Annotated in this window: 16 protein-coding genes and 4 tRNA genes; 18 read left to right on the top strand and 2 right to left on the bottom strand. The window is 28.3% G+C overall.

Features of this window, described 5'->3' with window-relative positions; translation table 11 throughout:
* The first annotated feature begins 3 nt into the window (after positions 1–3).
* The 9 genes from JJC02_17855 (at position 4) to JJC02_17815 (ending at position 6,347) form a co-directional block, all read left to right on the top strand.
* Positions 4–1,998: a DHH family phosphoesterase gene (locus JJC02_17855; protein UDN54689.1), complete on the top strand. Its 1,995-nt coding sequence runs from the start codon at positions 4–6 to the stop codon at positions 1,996–1,998.
* Positions 1,999–2,448, top strand: a complete 450-nt coding sequence (locus JJC02_17850; GenBank protein UDN54688.1) for a 50S ribosomal protein L9 — start codon at positions 1,999–2,001, stop codon at positions 2,446–2,448.
* Between the two features lie 18 nt (positions 2,449–2,466).
* Positions 2,467–3,795: a replicative DNA helicase gene (gene dnaB, locus JJC02_17845; protein UDN54687.1), complete on the top strand. Its 1,329-nt coding sequence runs from the start codon at positions 2,467–2,469 to the stop codon at positions 3,793–3,795.
* 204 nt (positions 3,796–3,999) lie between these two features.
* On the top strand, positions 4,000–4,308 hold the full coding sequence (locus tag JJC02_17840; GenBank protein ID UDN54686.1) for a hypothetical protein: 309 nt from the start codon (positions 4,000–4,002) through the stop codon (positions 4,306–4,308).
* Between the two features lie 81 nt (positions 4,309–4,389).
* Entirely contained in the window at positions 4,390–5,679 is a 1,290-nt protein-coding gene (locus tag JJC02_17835; GenBank protein UDN54685.1) for an adenylosuccinate synthase, read from the top strand.
* Between the two features lie 323 nt (positions 5,680–6,002).
* Positions 6,003–6,078: transfer RNA gene (locus JJC02_17830), tRNA-Lys, on the top strand.
* Positions 6,079–6,084: 6 nt separating this feature from the next.
* Positions 6,085–6,159 (top strand) — tRNA-Glu (locus JJC02_17825).
* Positions 6,160–6,163: 4 nt separating this feature from the next.
* A tRNA-Val gene (locus tag JJC02_17820) sits at positions 6,164–6,239 on the top strand.
* Between the two features lie 33 nt (positions 6,240–6,272).
* Positions 6,273–6,347: transfer RNA gene (locus JJC02_17815), tRNA-Thr, on the top strand.
* 378 nt (positions 6,348–6,725) lie between these two features.
* Here the strand turns inward: JJC02_17815 and JJC02_17810 are convergent.
* Entirely contained in the window at positions 6,726–7,718 is a 993-nt protein-coding gene (locus JJC02_17810) for an ATP-binding protein (protein UDN54684.1), read from the bottom strand.
* An 8-nt stretch (positions 7,719–7,726) separates the two neighbouring features.
* Entirely contained in the window at positions 7,727–8,785 is a 1,059-nt protein-coding gene (locus JJC02_17805; GenBank protein ID UDN54683.1) for a DnaD domain protein, read from the bottom strand.
* 124 nt (positions 8,786–8,909) lie between these two features.
* Here JJC02_17805 and JJC02_17800 point away from each other — a divergent pair, with 124 nt between their 5' ends.
* The 9 genes from JJC02_17800 to JJC02_17760 all read left to right on the top strand — a co-directional run bounded on the left by JJC02_17800 (position 8,910) and on the right by JJC02_17760 (position 15,790).
* The gene (locus tag JJC02_17800; protein UDN54682.1) at positions 8,910–10,373 is read left to right on the top strand and encodes a M1 family metallopeptidase; all 1,464 of its coding nucleotides are present in this window, start codon (positions 8,910–8,912) and stop codon (positions 10,371–10,373) included.
* An 84-nt stretch (positions 10,374–10,457) separates the two neighbouring features.
* Entirely contained in the window at positions 10,458–11,255 is a 798-nt protein-coding gene (locus JJC02_17795; protein ID UDN54681.1) for an MBL fold metallo-hydrolase, read from the top strand.
* A gap of 12 nt (positions 11,256–11,267) precedes the next feature.
* A complete protein-coding gene (locus tag JJC02_17790) occupies positions 11,268–11,516 on the top strand; it encodes a hypothetical protein (protein ID UDN54680.1) in 249 nt (82 codons plus the stop codon).
* A gap of 107 nt (positions 11,517–11,623) precedes the next feature.
* Entirely contained in the window at positions 11,624–12,103 is a 480-nt protein-coding gene (rlmH, locus tag JJC02_17785; protein ID UDN54679.1) for a 23S rRNA (pseudouridine(1915)-N(3))-methyltransferase RlmH, read from the top strand.
* Between the two features lie 88 nt (positions 12,104–12,191).
* Positions 12,192–12,371 carry a hypothetical protein gene (locus JJC02_17780; protein ID UDN54678.1) on the top strand — a complete coding sequence of 60 codons (180 nt, stop codon included), beginning with the start codon at positions 12,192–12,194 and terminating at the stop codon, positions 12,369–12,371.
* A 303-nt stretch (positions 12,372–12,674) separates the two neighbouring features.
* Positions 12,675–12,986, top strand: a complete 312-nt coding sequence (locus JJC02_17775; GenBank protein ID UDN54677.1) for a PTS sugar transporter subunit IIB — start codon at positions 12,675–12,677, stop codon at positions 12,984–12,986.
* Positions 12,987–13,033: 47 nt separating this feature from the next.
* The gene (locus JJC02_17770) at positions 13,034–13,351 is read left to right on the top strand and encodes a PTS lactose/cellobiose transporter subunit IIA (GenBank protein ID UDN54676.1); all 318 of its coding nucleotides are present in this window, start codon (positions 13,034–13,036) and stop codon (positions 13,349–13,351) included.
* Between the two features lie 212 nt (positions 13,352–13,563).
* Entirely contained in the window at positions 13,564–14,265 is a 702-nt protein-coding gene (locus JJC02_17765) for a GntR family transcriptional regulator (GenBank protein ID UDN54675.1), read from the top strand.
* Positions 14,266–14,488: 223 nt separating this feature from the next.
* Positions 14,489–15,790 (top strand): PTS sugar transporter subunit IIC, encoded by a 1,302-nt coding sequence (locus JJC02_17760; GenBank protein ID UDN54674.1) that lies wholly within the window; start codon positions 14,489–14,491, stop codon positions 15,788–15,790.
* Positions 15,791–15,913 lie beyond the last annotated feature (123 nt).

The raw sequence follows: 15,913 nt of genomic DNA, 5'->3' as shown, positions 1-15,913 counted from the left end.
GAAATGAGTAATAAACAAACCTTTAAATTAAATATGCCAGAAATAAATTTATATATAATTGTTATTGGTATTTCTAGTATAATTTTGCTTTATTACAACTTGTATGTAGGGTGTTTATTTTTCTGTATTTTTGTATATATGGTTTTTCACAACTGGAGAACAACTAATATCAGACGTTATGAATGGACAGAGTATATTCAAAATTTATCTTTAGATATAGATGAAACAACTAAAAAAGCTATAATAAATCTTCCAATACCACTATGTATATTAGAATTTGATGGAAATATATCCTGGTATAATGGAAAGTTTTATGATATGATTGGTCAAAAAGATTTACTGGATAAAAATATAGAAGACATAGTTAAAAATCTTAATTTAAGAAAAGTATTAAATGAAAATAAAGAGATGTACACAGAAATAAACTACAAAGAAAAAGAATATACAATAATTTATAATGTTATAAAAAATGACCAAGAAAAGAATCCTAAATATTTGATGATATTATACTGGATAGACAAGACTGAATATTTAAAAGTAAAACAAGATTATGATGATGAAAAAAATGCAATGATGCTAATACAAGTAGATGGATATGATGAAGTATTAAAAAGTGCAGCAGAAGATAAGAGGGCTTTAATTAATGTTGAAGTAGAAAAAATACTTTCTGCTTTAGAATTAAATTCAAATGGTGCGTTGAGAAGAACTTCAAAAGATAAATTCTTCTTGGTGATGCATAAAAAAGAGTTAAAAAAATTGGAAGCTGAGAAGTTTTCTATTTTAGATACAATAAGACATATTGATTATGGAAACAATCTTCCTGTTACTATAAGTATAGGAATTGGTATAGATGGAGATACATTAAATGAGAACCTAAAGCTTGCTACAGGTGCTCTTGATTTAGCACTTGGTAGAGGTGGTGACCAGGCTGTTGTAAAAACAAAAGATAAATTTGTATTTTATGGAGGAAAATCTAAAGCTGTAGAAAAGAAAACCAAAGTAAAATCCAGATTAATAGGTCATGCTTTAAGAGAGGTCATACAACAAAGTGATCAAGTTTATATAATGGGACATAAATATCCAGATATGGATGCTATGGGAGCAGCAGTTGGAGTTTATGATATATGTAAATCCTGTAACAAAACCGCAAACATAGTTTTACAATCTGTAAATGAATCTATAGAAATATTTATAAATAAAATAAATGAAAATAGTTACTATAAGAAGTTGTTTATTGGAAAAGAGGAGGCTATTGACAACTGTACTAAAAATACATTAGTTGTAGTAGTTGATACTCATAGACCTAATTATACTGAATGTGAAGAACTGTTAAAGCTATCAGAGAAGGTAGTAGTTATAGACCATCATAGAAGAGGTGTGGAGTTCATAAATGATGCAGTACTTTTATTCCATGAGATATATGTATCTTCAACATGTGAAATGGTTACAGAGTTAGTTCAGTATATGGATGAAGATGTAACAATAAATAAACTTACAGCTGAAGGGCTTTTAGCAGGTATAAGTCTAGATACTAAAAACTTTGCATTTAAAACAGGTGTTAGGACTTTTGAAGCTGCTTCTTACCTTAGAAAAGTTGGAGCAGATACTATAGAGGTCAAGAAGTTCTTCAATTCTGATGTAAAAGACTTCATAATAAAAGCTGAAATAATTCAAAGTACTAAAATAATAAATAATAGAATATGTCTAGCATATTCAAGTACTGAAATAGATAGTATAAATGTTATAATAGCTCAAACTGCTGATGAGTTACTAAACATCAAAGAAGTAGAAGCTTCCTTTGTATTAGGTGAAAAAGATGATACTATATTTGTAAGTGCTAGGTCTTTAGGACAAATAAATGTACATGTACTTATGGAAAAATTAGGAGGCGGGGGGCATATAGATATAGCTGGAGCACAGTTAAAAGATGTTTCTCTAAAAGAAGCTTATAAAATGGTAAATAAAATAATAGAGGAGTATTTGGAGGAGGAAGAATAGATGAAAGTTATATTATTAAAAGATGTAAAAGGAACTGGTAAAAAAGGGGAAATGAAAGAAGTAAGTGATGGATATGCAAGAAATTTCTTATTTCCTAAAAAGATGGCTGTACAAGCGGATAGTGTAGCAATAAAAGAGTTAAATGAAAAGAATAAATCTAAAGAAATAAAAGCACAAAAAGAGTATGAAGAAGCAGTTTTACTAGGTAAGCAAATGGAAGAAATCAATATAGAAATATATTCAAAAGCAGGAGAAGGTGGAAGATTATTTGGTTCAATAACTGCTAAAGAAATTGCTGAGCAACTAAAGAAACAAAAAGATATAGATGTAGATAAAAGAAAAATATTATTAGATGAGCCAATAAGAGCTTTAGGTTCAACTTTTGTAGAAATAAAAATACATCAAAAAGTAACTACTAAAATAAGAGTGGATGTAAAAGAAAAACAGTAATAACTAGAGGTGATTAAGATGGAAGATATGACGAGAATTCCTCCTCATAGTGTAGAATCTGAACAATCAATACTTGGTTCTATACTTCTAGATAAAGATGCTATAATAACGGTTACAGAAACTATAAAGCCTGATGACTTCTATAAAGAGGCTCACAAAATAATATATGAATGTATGATAACTTTAAGTAATAAAGGTGAGCCTATAGACCTGATAACATTGACAGAAGAGCTAAGAAAACAAGGGCATCTTAATGATATTGGAGGAATCAGTTATATTACAAGTCTTTCTACTATAGTACCGACGACTTCAAACGTAAAATACTATGCTGACATAGTAAAAGAAAAGTCTGTACTTAGAAAGCTTATAAAAGCTTCTAATGAAATAATAAATCTAGGATATAGTGGAGCAACTAAGATTGAAGATGTTTTAGAACAAGCTGAGAAGAGTATATTTGATATATCACAGGAGAAAACTAGTGATGATTTTAAATCTATAAACTTAGTTTTGATGGATGCCTATGATATGATAGAAAAATTATATACCAATAAGAGTGATGTTACTGGTATAACTACTGGTTTTAAAGATTTAAACAAAAAAATAAATGGTCTTCAAAGAACTGATTTAATATTAATTGCAGCTAGACCAGCAATGGGTAAAACTGCTTTTTCTTTAAACTTAGTTCAAAATGCAGCCTTAAAAGGTGATGCTTCTGTAGCTGTATTTAGTTTAGAGATGTCTAAGGAACAATTAGTACAACGTATGTTATCTTCACAGTCTAGTGTAGAATTAAAAAAAATAAAGACTGGAACACTTAATGATAATGACTGGCCTAGAATTATAGATGCTATGGCAGTGTTATCAGATGCAAAAATACACATAGATGATACTCCTGGTATAAAAATATCAGAACTAAGGTCAAAGTGTAGAAAGTTAAAGATAGAAAAAGGACTAGATTTAGTGCTTATTGATTATCTTCAACTTATGGAAGGTGAAGGTAATAATGAGAGTAGACAACAAGAGATATCTAAAATATCAAGGTCATTAAAGGTACTAGCAAAAGAACTAAACTGTCCTGTGGTAGCATTATCTCAGCTATCACGTGCACCAGAACAAAGAGCAGACCATAGACCTATGTTATCTGACTTAAGAGAATCTGGAGCAATAGAGCAGGATGCAGATATAGTTATGTTCCTATATAGAGACGAATATTATCATGCTGATTCTGAAAGTAAAAATATAGGAGAAGTAATAATAGCGAAAAATAGACATGGCGAAACTGGTTCTGTAGAACTTGTTTGGCTTGGTGAAGTTCAAAGATTTGGGGATAAGTTGAGAGACCTATAATCTAACTAATATCCACAGAACGTCCTTTCTTTCTACAGGAAAAATGTGGATACATGTCACTAAATATGGCTAAACATTGAAATTTAGCTAAAAAATTATCCACAGTATCCACAGATAGCCTGTTGATAAGTGTGAATAAGTAGATAAAGCAAGCTTTTGGCTTGCTTTATCTGTGTATAAATATTAATTATTAGGAGGAATAATATGGAAAAAATAAGCTTAAAATATATATATCCCAATATAATTAAAGTACTTGATGAAATAAACTTATTTAGAGTAATTGATAATAATTTAAGAGAATCTATTGTTGTTTATGCTAATAATGTGGATAATCAATATTATATAAACATGACTAATACAAACTTAGGAAACATAATTAACATATGTAAATTAGAAAAACTTTTAGATGTGGATAAATTTATGGAAAAAATTATAAAATCTGAAAAAGAAATAATAGAGAAAGAAGAATTTTCAAAAATAGAAGAATATATGTTAAATATTGGAGAATGCTAAAAAAGTTGAAAAAAATACGAATATTTGATAGAATAAGTAAGTAAAGTGTTCGAGAGTATATAAAATATAGAGGTGAATTACATGAAAACAGTTGCAATTGTTGGTTCTCAATGGGGAGATGAAGGTAAAGGTAAAGTTATAGATTATCTTGCTACTCAAGCAGATGTAGTAGTAAGAGGGCAAGGTGGAAATAATGCAGGACATACATTAGTTGTAGAAGGTAAAAAATACGCACTACATTTAATTCCATCTGGAGTTTTAAATCCAAATACAGTAAATATAATCGGAAATGGAATAGTATTTGACCCTAAAGGATTTTTAGAAGAATTGGAAATGTTTAAAGCGGATAATATAAGTACAGAAAATATAAAAATAAGTGATAGAGCACATGTCATATTCCCATATCATAAAGAACTAGATGCATTGTCAGAAGAAGCCAGAGGAGATTTAAAGATAGGTACAACAAAAAAAGGTATTGGACCTTGTTATATGGATAAAACAGAGAGATCTGGAATTAGAATATGTGACTTAATGGATAAAGAGAAATTCGCTATAAAATTAAAAGCTCAAATAGATGCTAAAAATGAAATAGTTAAAAATATATATGGAAAAGAAGAATTGTTTGATTTTGAAACTATATATAATGAATATGTAGGATACGCAGAGCAAATAAGAAAATATGTGGCAGATACATCAGTTATTGTATATGATGCAATAAAAGCAGGTAAAAAAGTATTATTTGAAGGAGCACAAGGGACTTTATTAGATTTAGATTTAGGAACTTATCCATTTGTTACATCCTCTCACCCAACATCTGGCGGATTTGCGATTGGTGCAGGAATAGGACCAAATATGATAAAAGATGTTGTTGGTATTGTAAAGGCATATACTACAAGAGTTGGAGAAGGACCGTTTGTTACAGAGCAAATAAATGAAACTGGTGACAAAATAAGAGAACAAGGTCGTGAATTTGGAGTAACTACTGGTAGACCAAGAAGATGTGGATGGTTTGATGCAGTTATAGTTAAGTATGCTGCTAGAGTTAATGGATTGACTAGTATTTCATTTATGCTACTGGATGTCTTAACTGGATTTGATAAAATAAAAGTTTGTACATCTTACAAAATGGGTGATAAAATAATAACAGATTTTCCAGCTTCATTAGATGACTTAGCAAAATGTGAACCTGTATATGAAGAGTTAGATGGATGGAATGAAGATATAACTCAAGTAGATAATTTTGATAATCTTCCAGAAAATGCAAAGAAATATATAGCTAAAATAGAAGAGTTGGTAGGAGTAAGTGTAGACATGGTTTCTGTTGGTCCTAATAGAGCTCAAACAATAATAAGAAAAAATATATTTGCTTAATATTTTATTAAAAAAATTAAATTTTGAATAATAAGGAAAGAGTATCTCAAGGTAATGATTATAGTTATTAGGGATACTCTTTTGCATTAGATTTATATCAAATTTTTATTTGCTTAAAATTTATGTATATTTTAAGTGTAATTAAAGTCATATTTCTGTATTCTAATTATATATTTTATTTAAAATATTTTGTTGAAAATAGACAACTCCAGAGTATTTTAATTATATACTAAAAAAATAAAAAAACTATTGACTAAAAATTGTACAGCAGTTATAATATAACTTGTGAGTGAAAGAAACGACGAAAAAAGTCGAAAGAATGTGGTCTATTAGCTCAGTCGGTAGAGCACCTGACTTTTAATCAGGGTGTCCCGCGTTCGAGTCGCGGATAGATCACCAAAGTATGGCTCGTTGGTCAAGAGGTTAAGACACCGCCCTTTCACGGCGGTAACAGGGGTTCAATTCCCCTACGAGTCACCAGTATGGGACTATAGCTCAGCTGGGAGAGCACCTGCCTTACAAGCAGGGGGTCACAGGTTCGAGCCCTGTTAGTCCCACCAAATTTTGAATTAGAGATAAAGATTAGATTATATGCTGGTGTGGCTCAACGGTAGAGCAGCTGACTTGTAATCAGCAGGTTGTAGGTTCGATTCCTATCACCAGCTCCACAAGGTACATAAATTTAAATTAATATAATTTTCTATGTTACAGGATACTTTTAAGTATCTTTTTTTAATTTCATTTTTTATTGTATGAAAAATGAAATTTAATTACAACAAAATATTTAATTATTTCTAACACTATAGTTTTAAAACTAAAATTTAGAATAATTATAGAAACGTATTGAATAATATAATAAATTTATAGTGCCAATAAATATAAATTACAAAGAACATAAAAGATTTATTATATTGAGGATACATTAGATATGTAAATAGAAAAATAAAAAGGATAGCTTAATTTATGTGGTATAAGTTTTAAACAGAGAAGCAAGTTTGTTCTTACCTCTCTATTTAAAAATAAAAAAATGTTTTTTAAGGGCTAGTTTATTTGAATCTTTCCCATCTCAAATCATCTCCAGTAAATTCTAAAATTCTAAACTTATCTAAGATTCTAGAGAGAGTTCTTTGAGTATAAGTATTTCCTATCTGAGATGGTGTTAAGTTGGTTGAGATAATAATTTTTTTACCATCGACAAGTCTTGTATTTACAATATTGAAGATTTCTCCACTAGTAAAAGAATTATTAAGTTCAGTACCAAGGTCATCTATTATTAATAAATCACAATCAAACAAGTTTTTATAATTATCTTCATTTATCTGATTATTTGTGTCTCTCCTAAATTTATAATCTTCAAGAATATCTAAGATTCTGAAAGAAGTCTGGTAGATTACAACATTACCTTTATCCAACAAATCCTTTGCAATACAATTGCACATATATGTTTTTCCTAGTCCAGTAGAACCATAAAATAGTAGATTTTCATTATTATCTTTATTAAAATCATGAACAAAATTTTCGCAGATACTTAAATTATTTAGCATATTTTCTCTAGGAGATATTTCTCCATTAGAACCTTTCTTAGGAGAAAATATATTCAAGTTAAAATTCGAAAAATTTTCCTGACTTAAAATCCTGTCTAAATTAGACATCTTATAAGCTTCATTTACAATTTCTTGTTTAAGACAAGAACATTTTTCACCATTAGGTAAAAAACCTTTATCTTTACAAGAAGCACATTGAAACTTTATTTCCAAGTAATCAAGAGGTATGTTATTTTCAGCTAAAAGTTTTTCTTTCTTTATTTTTAAGGATTCTATATTCTCTTTAGTCTTATTTACAATTTCATCTTTAGACTTAGGATTTAAAAGCACTATTTTAGCTAATTTGAGACCTATTTTAGAAATTTCATCATCTATAGATTTTATTTCAGGGATTCTATTATATACCTCATTTTTTCTATGTTCTAATAAGAGTTCATTGTTATCTCTTCTCTTATCGTATTTAGCAAGTATTTTTCTTATTTTATCCTCATTCATTTAATCACCTACTTAAACTTTTCTTTTTGACTTTTTTTAATAATCTCATCGAGTTCATCAGAAGTATACTGAGTAAATGTTTCGTTGAAATTATGAAACTTAGTTTTCTTGTAAGTACTGTTGTTTTGAGTAGTATTAATCTGCTTCTTATTAATATTCTCCTTAACTATACGTTCTTCCTCTTTTTGCTTTAAATCATTTAAATTTTTTATATTTTTTTCATTCCAATTTTTAACTATACCATTTATATAAGATATGTTTGGGTTTGAAATATTTTTAGATTTAGAACAGGCATTTATTATCAGTTCTATATCCATATCAAATTCATCAAACCAAGTGTCCATAAGCTCTTTTTCTGATTTTGATGGTTGTCTTGAAAACCCCAATTCATTGAAAATCGTTTTATATAAAATATATCTTTCACTTCTAACTAAAAAGCTTTCTTCAACATCCTTTGGTGTATATAAATTTGAATCATACCAATTCCTGATAATGCCTTCAATGTATTTAACTGGCTTTGATGTACCAGTTTTATCTTTGACATATTCATAAGCACAAAGTATCATATCAGGACTCATATTGTATTTATTCATTATATCCATAATACTAATCTTCTCACTTGGGTCGAGATATCGACCAACTATTTTATTTATAGAATTAAACATTTTTCTAATACTTGGATTTTCAGAAGTAGATACAACTTGATCTGTATTAGATTTTATAGATGAATTATTACCTAATATATTCTCAATATAGAAATTTTTTAAATCTAAAAATTCTATTGAATAATTAAAATTATCATATTCTCCATTGTCATGTATTTTTATAATCTTCTTTTCCTCCCAGAATTTCCAAGCAGATAACACATCAGATAAGGGTATATTTAGGTTTTTGGCTATTGAATTATTGTCGAACTTAGGATTAGAAGTAATATCACATGCCTGTCTATATCCCAAAAGATAAACTTTTACGTATAACCCGTCCGCCATTGGCATAAATATATCTATAAAGATATTGGGAATAGTGATTTCACCTAAATCTATTTCATTGCTTTCTTTAAAAAACATTTTATCACCTCAGATTAAATTATATCATTTTTTATATTATATTTGTCTGTAAACAAATAAAAGGTCATAAGATTAGCATGTAAATATTTTCTAGAAATATTCATTTTGAAAAGGAGGAGATATTTTGGTTATAAAATTCAACCAAAAAGTAAGAAGAACATTATCAGTAGCAATTCTATTTATGGTATTAATAATAGGTTGCTTTATAGAAAAGGATGACAGTTTAGAAACATACAAAGAAAAAATTGATTCAAAAATAAATCAATATAATATGGATGTTATATTTGATGATGAGACTAAGAGGCTAATGTGTAATCAGAATGTTGAGTACATAAATAATACAAAATCAAACATAGATAAAATATATTTCCACATATATCCGAATGCTTTTTCCAAAAAGGATTTTGCTCCTTTTGAAAAAAGTGAAATGACAAGGGCTTATCCTAATGGATTTAATGAAGGGTATATAGATATAAAAAATATATTAAATAAGAATAGTAAAATGGAGTATAAAATTAAAGGGGATAAAAACGATGTATTAGAAATTGAATTAGGGAAAGAATTAAAACCGAATGAAAGAATGTCATTAGATATAAAATATAATGTAAAAATACCAAATTCAGTTGGAAGATTTGGATATGGAGAAAATACTATAAATGTTACTAATTGGTTTCCTATAGCTTGTGTAAATGATGAAAGAGGATGGAATTTAAAGAGTTATGAAGCTATTGGTGACCCATTTTATAGTGAGACTAGTGATTTTCATGTGAAACTATTGATTCCAAATAAATATAAAATTGCTCATACGGGAAAGCTTATTGATGATAAACATGATAATAAGAAGATGTTATATGAAATAGAAGCTGAAAATGTTAGAGATTTTGCATTTATATTAAGTAGTAAATTTGATGTAAATAAGGTTGATTCAAGAGGAGTAGCTATTAATACATACAATTTAAATAAAAATCTTTCTAAAAAAGCAACTGAAGTTGCAAAAGATTCAATAAATATATTTAGTGAATTATTTGGGAAATATCCGTATAAAGAATACTCTGTTGTAGCAAGTGACTTTTTTATAGGGGGAATGGAATATCCTATGCTTGTTATGATAGACCAAAGCCTATATAATGAAAAAAATGAATTTTTACTAGAATATGTTATTGCTCATGAGACAGCACATCAATGGTGGTATTCTGCTGTTGGAAATGATGAAATAAGTGAACCTTGGTTGGATGAGGCACTTACTGAATATTCTACAATAGTTTACTTTGAGCAGAAGTATGGTAAGGAAATGGCAAATAAGCTTATAAAGACAATGGAAATACAGACAAAGAGTTATTTAAGTGAGAATATATTTAAACCAACAAATGAATATAAAAATTCTACTGAATATAGTTTAAATGTTTACACAAAAGGGGCAATAGCTTTTAATCAAATAAGAAAAGAAGTTGGTGATAAAGTATTCTTTGAGACTTTAAATGAATATTATAATAAATATAAATATAAAAACGCTAATGGAAGAGCTTTTGTAGAGCTATGGAATAGTAAGGGGGTAGATATAAATAAGATTATAAGTGAATCTAAGTAAATTTCGTACAGAGTATTAAATTTTATTTAATACTCTGTTTTTTTGGTATAATATAATTTATAAGGCAGAAAAAGAGGTGAAGGAATGCTAAAGTATTGTTCAGTGGGAAGTGGCAGTAGTGGGAATTGCCACTATATAGGGTATAAAAATACTAATATACTAGTAGATGCAGGATTAAGTGGAAAGAGGATAACTACAGGTCTTAAAGACATTGGTGTAGATGCAGATAAATTAAAAGGGATATTTATAACACACGAGCATGTTGACCATATAAAAGGAGCAGGTATATTATCAAGAAAGTTTGATATACCAGTATTTGCCAATATAAAAACATGGTGTTCTATGAGGGATAAGTTGGGTGATATTAAAGATAAAAATATGAAGGTCTTTGAAAATGATAAAACCTATTCATTAGGAGACATCATAGTGAGACCTTTTTCAATAGAACATGATGCTTCTGACCCAGTTGGATATAATTTTTATACAGAAAGTGATGAAAAAATGTCTATAGCTACTGATATAGGATGTATAACTCAAAATATAAAAAAACATCTATATAAATCTAAATTAGTAGTATTAGAATCAAATTATGACCCTAATATGCTTATGATGGGTTCATATACATATGCTTTAAAGAAAAGAGTAATGTCAAGTACTGGTCATTTATCTAATGAGGATGCTGCTAATTTCTGTGTTGAACTTATTAATAAAGGTACAGAATCTATATTATTAGCACATTTAAGTAAGGAAAATAATTTTCCAGAATTGGCATATGAGACTTCAAAAGGAGTATTAGCATCAAATGATATAGTAGTTGGACAGGATGTAAAACTAGATGTACTATCAAGAAACGATGTTTCTAATATCTATGAGATGAAGTAGAGTTGAATAACTTTGCTAAAAAGAAATTTCGAAAATGTTGAAGATAATAAAATTTTATATTCTATAAATCAAAGAATGATTTTAGCTATACCTGCTATTATGGCTGGTTCAACCACTCTTGTAATTTTGAATCTTTCAAATCATTTGGATTTTGACATAATTGTTGAATATGTTAAAAATTTGAATCAAAGATATAAGTTGTATGGCTTAGGAGGTAAAATATATCAAGAATATTATTATAGTAAGACTATACCTTGTTGAAGAGTTCATAGAGTATGCAAATCAAGAAAGAGAGAGTTAATTTTATAAGAGTTTGTAAATTATATTAGTATATAAATTTGTAGCGAAATCAGGTTTAGGAGAAACATATGAATATAAGTATAGTTGTAGTAGGTAAAATTAAAGAAAAATATTTAAAGTTGGGTATTGATGAATTTAAGAAGAGGCTTTCAAAGTACTGTAAGCTTGAAATTATAGAGTTGGATGATGAAAAAGCTCCAGAAAATCTGAGTATTAGAGAAATAGAAATTATAAAAGATAAAGAAGGAAAGAAAATTTTAGGGAAGATAAAACATAATAGTTATGTTATAGCTCTGGCTATCGATGGAAAGAATTTGTCCTCTGAAGAGCTTGCTAAGACTATGAGTGATTTAGCAGTTAGAGGTAATAGTAGTGTCTGTTTTATAATTGGAGGTTCTCTAGGGCTTTCTGATGAGGTATTAGGAAGGGCTGATTATAGGTTATCTTTTTCGAGGATGACTTTTCCTCATCAGATGATGAGATTGATATTATTAGAGCAGATTTATAGGTCTTATAGGATAAATAATGGCGAACCGTATCATAAATAAGTGATACGGTTTTATTTTTTATATAAAATGATATACAGTTACTTATAATAAAATTTGTATTTAATTTGATAAAAATATTTCATACCCTGTGTTGGTTATATGTGGAGAAAAAGATAAAGCAAATAAAAAAGCTACAAATAATATAACTAAAGGTATAATAAAATCAGAAATTCAATTTGTGAAAAATGCTGGATATGAGGTAAATACCGATTCACTAAAAGAGTTAGCAAAAATAATCAGACTCTTTTATTGTAAACAAAACCTATAATAATACAAGTTACTAAGTAGATTTTATACAACTGAACCAAATAAACATAAGATACATCAAATTCAATTTAAAGTAGTGTGCTTTTTCAGATGGCATGATTTATACTTGTATGTATATTTTGTGAGTTGATTGTTGATGGTGAGTTATATCACAAATAAGTGATATGTTTTTTCTATTTAGAAATTAATAATATTAAAATAATAAAAAAGTGTTGAAAGTATATTGCATTTAAGGTAGAATTAAATAAAATATTATAACATTATAATGTTTAAAAATTGTTAATAAAAATTTGGAGGGAAATATATGATAAAAATAATGTTGGCTTGTTCAGCGGGAATGTCTACAAGTTTATTAGTTAATAAGATGGAAAGTGCAGCTAAAGAAAACGGTATAGAGTCACAAATTTGGGCAATACCAGAATCAAATATACAAAATGAAATAGAAAAATGTGATGTTTTATTATTAGGACCACAAGTTAGATACATATTGTCTAAGGCTCAGGAAATAGCTAAGCCATATAATGTACCAGTAGAAGTTATAAATATGATGCACTATGGGACAGTTAATGGGAAAGCTGTTTTAAATAGAGCTATAGAACTTAACAATGCTAAGTAATAGAAAATATAATGTATGTTTAATATATAAATTGGGAGAATCAAAGGATGGACGAAAAAATTATAGAGATTTCTTTTGGTATAATAGGCTATGCAGGTGAAGGTAAAGGATTAGCTTTTGAGGCAATAAAAGAAGCTAAAAATGGAAACATAGAAAAAGCAAAAGAATTATTAAAAGAGTCTAAGGAAGTTATAAATAAGGCACATAGATATCAAACAGAATTAATACAAAATGAAGCTAGTGGAAACAAGACTGAACTAAGTGTCATACTTGTACATGCACAGGACCACTTAATGAATGGTATGAATTTTCAACAGTTGGCTGAGGAAATCGTTGATTTACATTTGAGATTACAAGATAAGTAAAAGTTAAAGAGAATAAATTAAGAGAGTTCTTAAAATATACATTATGTGTTGCACACTAATTGCTAGATTGTTGGTTCAATATTTGGTGAGCAGTACATTAAGTTTGTTTTGAGGACTTTTTTTGTATTGAGTTTAAAGTTAATGGATATTTACTATTAATAGTATAAGATTATATGTTATAATATTATAACATATAATTTAAGAGGTGAATCATGTTAAGAAATCAACCATTATATATACAAGTCGTTGAGATATTAAAGCAAAAAATATTAAATAACGAATATAAAATTGATGAAAATATTCCAACAGAAAGAGAATTAGAGCAAGAATTTGGGGTCAGTAAAATTACTATTAGAAAAGCTATTGAGATATTAGAATCAGAAGGATATGTAGAGAAAAAAAGTGGAAAAGGGACAAAAGTAATAAGTAATAATCTTTTTAATAAGCTATCGAAGGCAGAGTCTTTTTCAAGTATACTTTTATCTAAAGGTCATAAGTTATCTAAAGAGACTATTTCAATTGAAAAAATAATAAATGATAAAAATTCACAAGTGTTTAGTATATTTGGAGAAAAATGTATCAAGATTACTAGAATGTATTACTTGGATAGTAAGCCATATATATTTTTTACTCATTATATACCTTTTGACGAAAATCTAACTGTTGAAAGTTTTAATAATGAAAGTTCTTTATATATGTATTTATACAGGAGAAATATAAATATAACTAGATTTGAAGATGAATTTTTTATAGAAGAATCTGAGCTAGAAGTATCAAAGGCTTTAAATCTAGATAAAGATATATTATTAGGAAGAAAAAGAAAGACCTATGATGATAGCGATAATATAGTTGAGTTATCATTTGCAAGATATAATACAGAAGTACAAAATTACGTAATTAAATATGAAATATAATAAAAATCCTGAGTTTATTAAAATGACAATATGCTCAGGATTTTTATTTGTATTATAAAAAAAATAATATTATAACATTATAATGTTTACAAGCAAACATTATAATGTTATAATAATTTTAAGCAAATAAGTGATATTATCAATTATATAAAAATTAATTTTGTTATGAAATCGTTATTGCATTATAAATAAAGGAGAATATCACTAATACAGGGGGGGAATTATGGAAAAATTCGCAAGTTTTTTAGAGCGCAAGGTTATGCCTGTAGCAGCGAAGATAAGTAATCAAAGACATATGAGAGCTGTAAGGGCAGGTATAATAGCAACATTGCCACTAACAATAGTGGGTTCATTTTTTACAATATTATTAAACATACCTATTGATGCTTATATGGATTTTATAGCTCCATTTAAGGCAACATTAGATATACCATTTAGATATACTGTAGGATTTTTATCTCTATATGCTACTTTTGGAATAGCATCATCACTTGCCAAAAGCTACAACCTAGATACAACAGGTGTTGGTATGCTTGCAGTTATGGCATTTTTGGTTTCTACAATAGTTCCAACTCAAGTGATTGACCCGATAGATGGAGTTATAGAAGCTGGTAGATGGATGGACATGGCAAAACTTAATTCACCATCATTGTTTGGAGCAATAGTGACGTCATTAATTACTGTTGAGATATATCGTTTTATGAAGGAAAGGAATATTACAATTAAGATGCCAGCAGGGGTTCCACCAGAGGTCTCAAACTCATTTACTGCATTATTACCAACAGCAGTGGTGTTAATGTTATTCTGGGTAATAAGACATATACTTGGATTTGATATAAGTGCAGCGCTGAGTTCTATGTTATCACCTTTAAAAGGATTCTTATCAGGAAACAGTTTAGGTGGTGGACTGCTGACAGTATTTCTGATAACAGTATTCTGGGTACTTGGAATACATGGTCCAGCTATAATGGGTCCAGTAATAAGACCTATATGGGATATGTCTATAGCAGAAAATATAACTGCATTCACAGAAGGAGTATCAGCTCATGCAATGCCAAATATATTTACAGAACAATTTTTACAATGGTATGTATGGATAGGAGGAGCAGGTGCTACTCTTGCATTAGTTATAATGTTTATGTTTTCTAAGTCAAAATACCTAAAAAGCTTAGGAAGATTAGGATTTTTACCAGGGCTATTTAACATAAATGAACCCATAATATTTGGAGCACCGATAGTTATGAATCCGATATTAGGTATACCATTTATAGTTGGACCTATGATAATGACAGCTCTATCGTATGTTCTTACTATTACAGGGATTATACCTATGATGGTAGCAAGATTACCATTTGCAATGCCAGCACCAATAGCAGCAGTAATGAGTACTAACTGGAGTATAATGGCAGGTATCTTAGTACTAATCAACTTTATAATATCATTTGTTGTTTATTACCCATTTTTTAAGGTTTTTGAAAAGCAACAATTACAAAGAGAACAAGAAGAAATAAGTGAAAGTTTATAAAAATACATATATATAGAAGTTTTGTATTGTAAATATAAAAAACTTATAAATTATTAAAGGTGAAGGTAGGAGGAATTACCTTCACTTTTATTTTATATATTTCAAAAAATATAACTTGAGGAG

The sequence above is a fragment of the Clostridioides sp. ES-S-0054-01 genome (assembly GCA_021561035.1).
GTDB lineage: Bacteria > Bacillota > Clostridia > Peptostreptococcales > Peptostreptococcaceae > Clostridioides.
This window is presented reverse-complemented; position numbering and strand designations above follow the sequence as displayed.

Bases quoted from the DNA above. Each gene is read 5' to 3' on its own strand.
- JJC02_17855 (UDN54689.1), top strand. From the start codon at position 4: ATGAGTAATAAACAAACCTTTAAATTAAATATGCCAGAAATAAATTTA.
- JJC02_17850 (UDN54688.1), top strand. From the start codon at position 1,999: ATGAAAGTTATATTATTAAAAGATGTAAAAGGAACTGGTAAAAAAGGG.
- dnaB (UDN54687.1), top strand. From the start codon at position 2,467: ATGGAAGATATGACGAGAATTCCTCCTCATAGTGTAGAATCTGAACAA.
- JJC02_17840 (UDN54686.1), top strand. From the start codon at position 4,000: ATGGAAAAAATAAGCTTAAAATATATATATCCCAATATAATTAAAGTA.
- JJC02_17835 (UDN54685.1), top strand. From the start codon at position 4,390: ATGAAAACAGTTGCAATTGTTGGTTCTCAATGGGGAGATGAAGGTAAA.
- JJC02_17810 (UDN54684.1), bottom strand. From the start codon at position 7,718: ATGAATGAGGATAAAATAAGAAAAATACTTGCTAAATACGATAAGAGA.
- JJC02_17805 (UDN54683.1), bottom strand. From the start codon at position 8,785: ATGTTTTTTAAAGAAAGCAATGAAATAGATTTAGGTGAAATCACTATT.
- JJC02_17795 (UDN54681.1), top strand. From the start codon at position 10,458: ATGCTAAAGTATTGTTCAGTGGGAAGTGGCAGTAGTGGGAATTGCCAC.
- rlmH (UDN54679.1), top strand. From the start codon at position 11,624: ATGAATATAAGTATAGTTGTAGTAGGTAAAATTAAAGAAAAATATTTA.
- JJC02_17775 (UDN54677.1), top strand. From the start codon at position 12,675: ATGATAAAAATAATGTTGGCTTGTTCAGCGGGAATGTCTACAAGTTTA.
- JJC02_17770 (UDN54676.1), top strand. From the start codon at position 13,034: ATGGACGAAAAAATTATAGAGATTTCTTTTGGTATAATAGGCTATGCA.
- JJC02_17765 (UDN54675.1), top strand. From the start codon at position 13,564: ATGTTAAGAAATCAACCATTATATATACAAGTCGTTGAGATATTAAAG.
- JJC02_17760 (UDN54674.1), top strand. From the start codon at position 14,489: ATGGAAAAATTCGCAAGTTTTTTAGAGCGCAAGGTTATGCCTGTAGCA.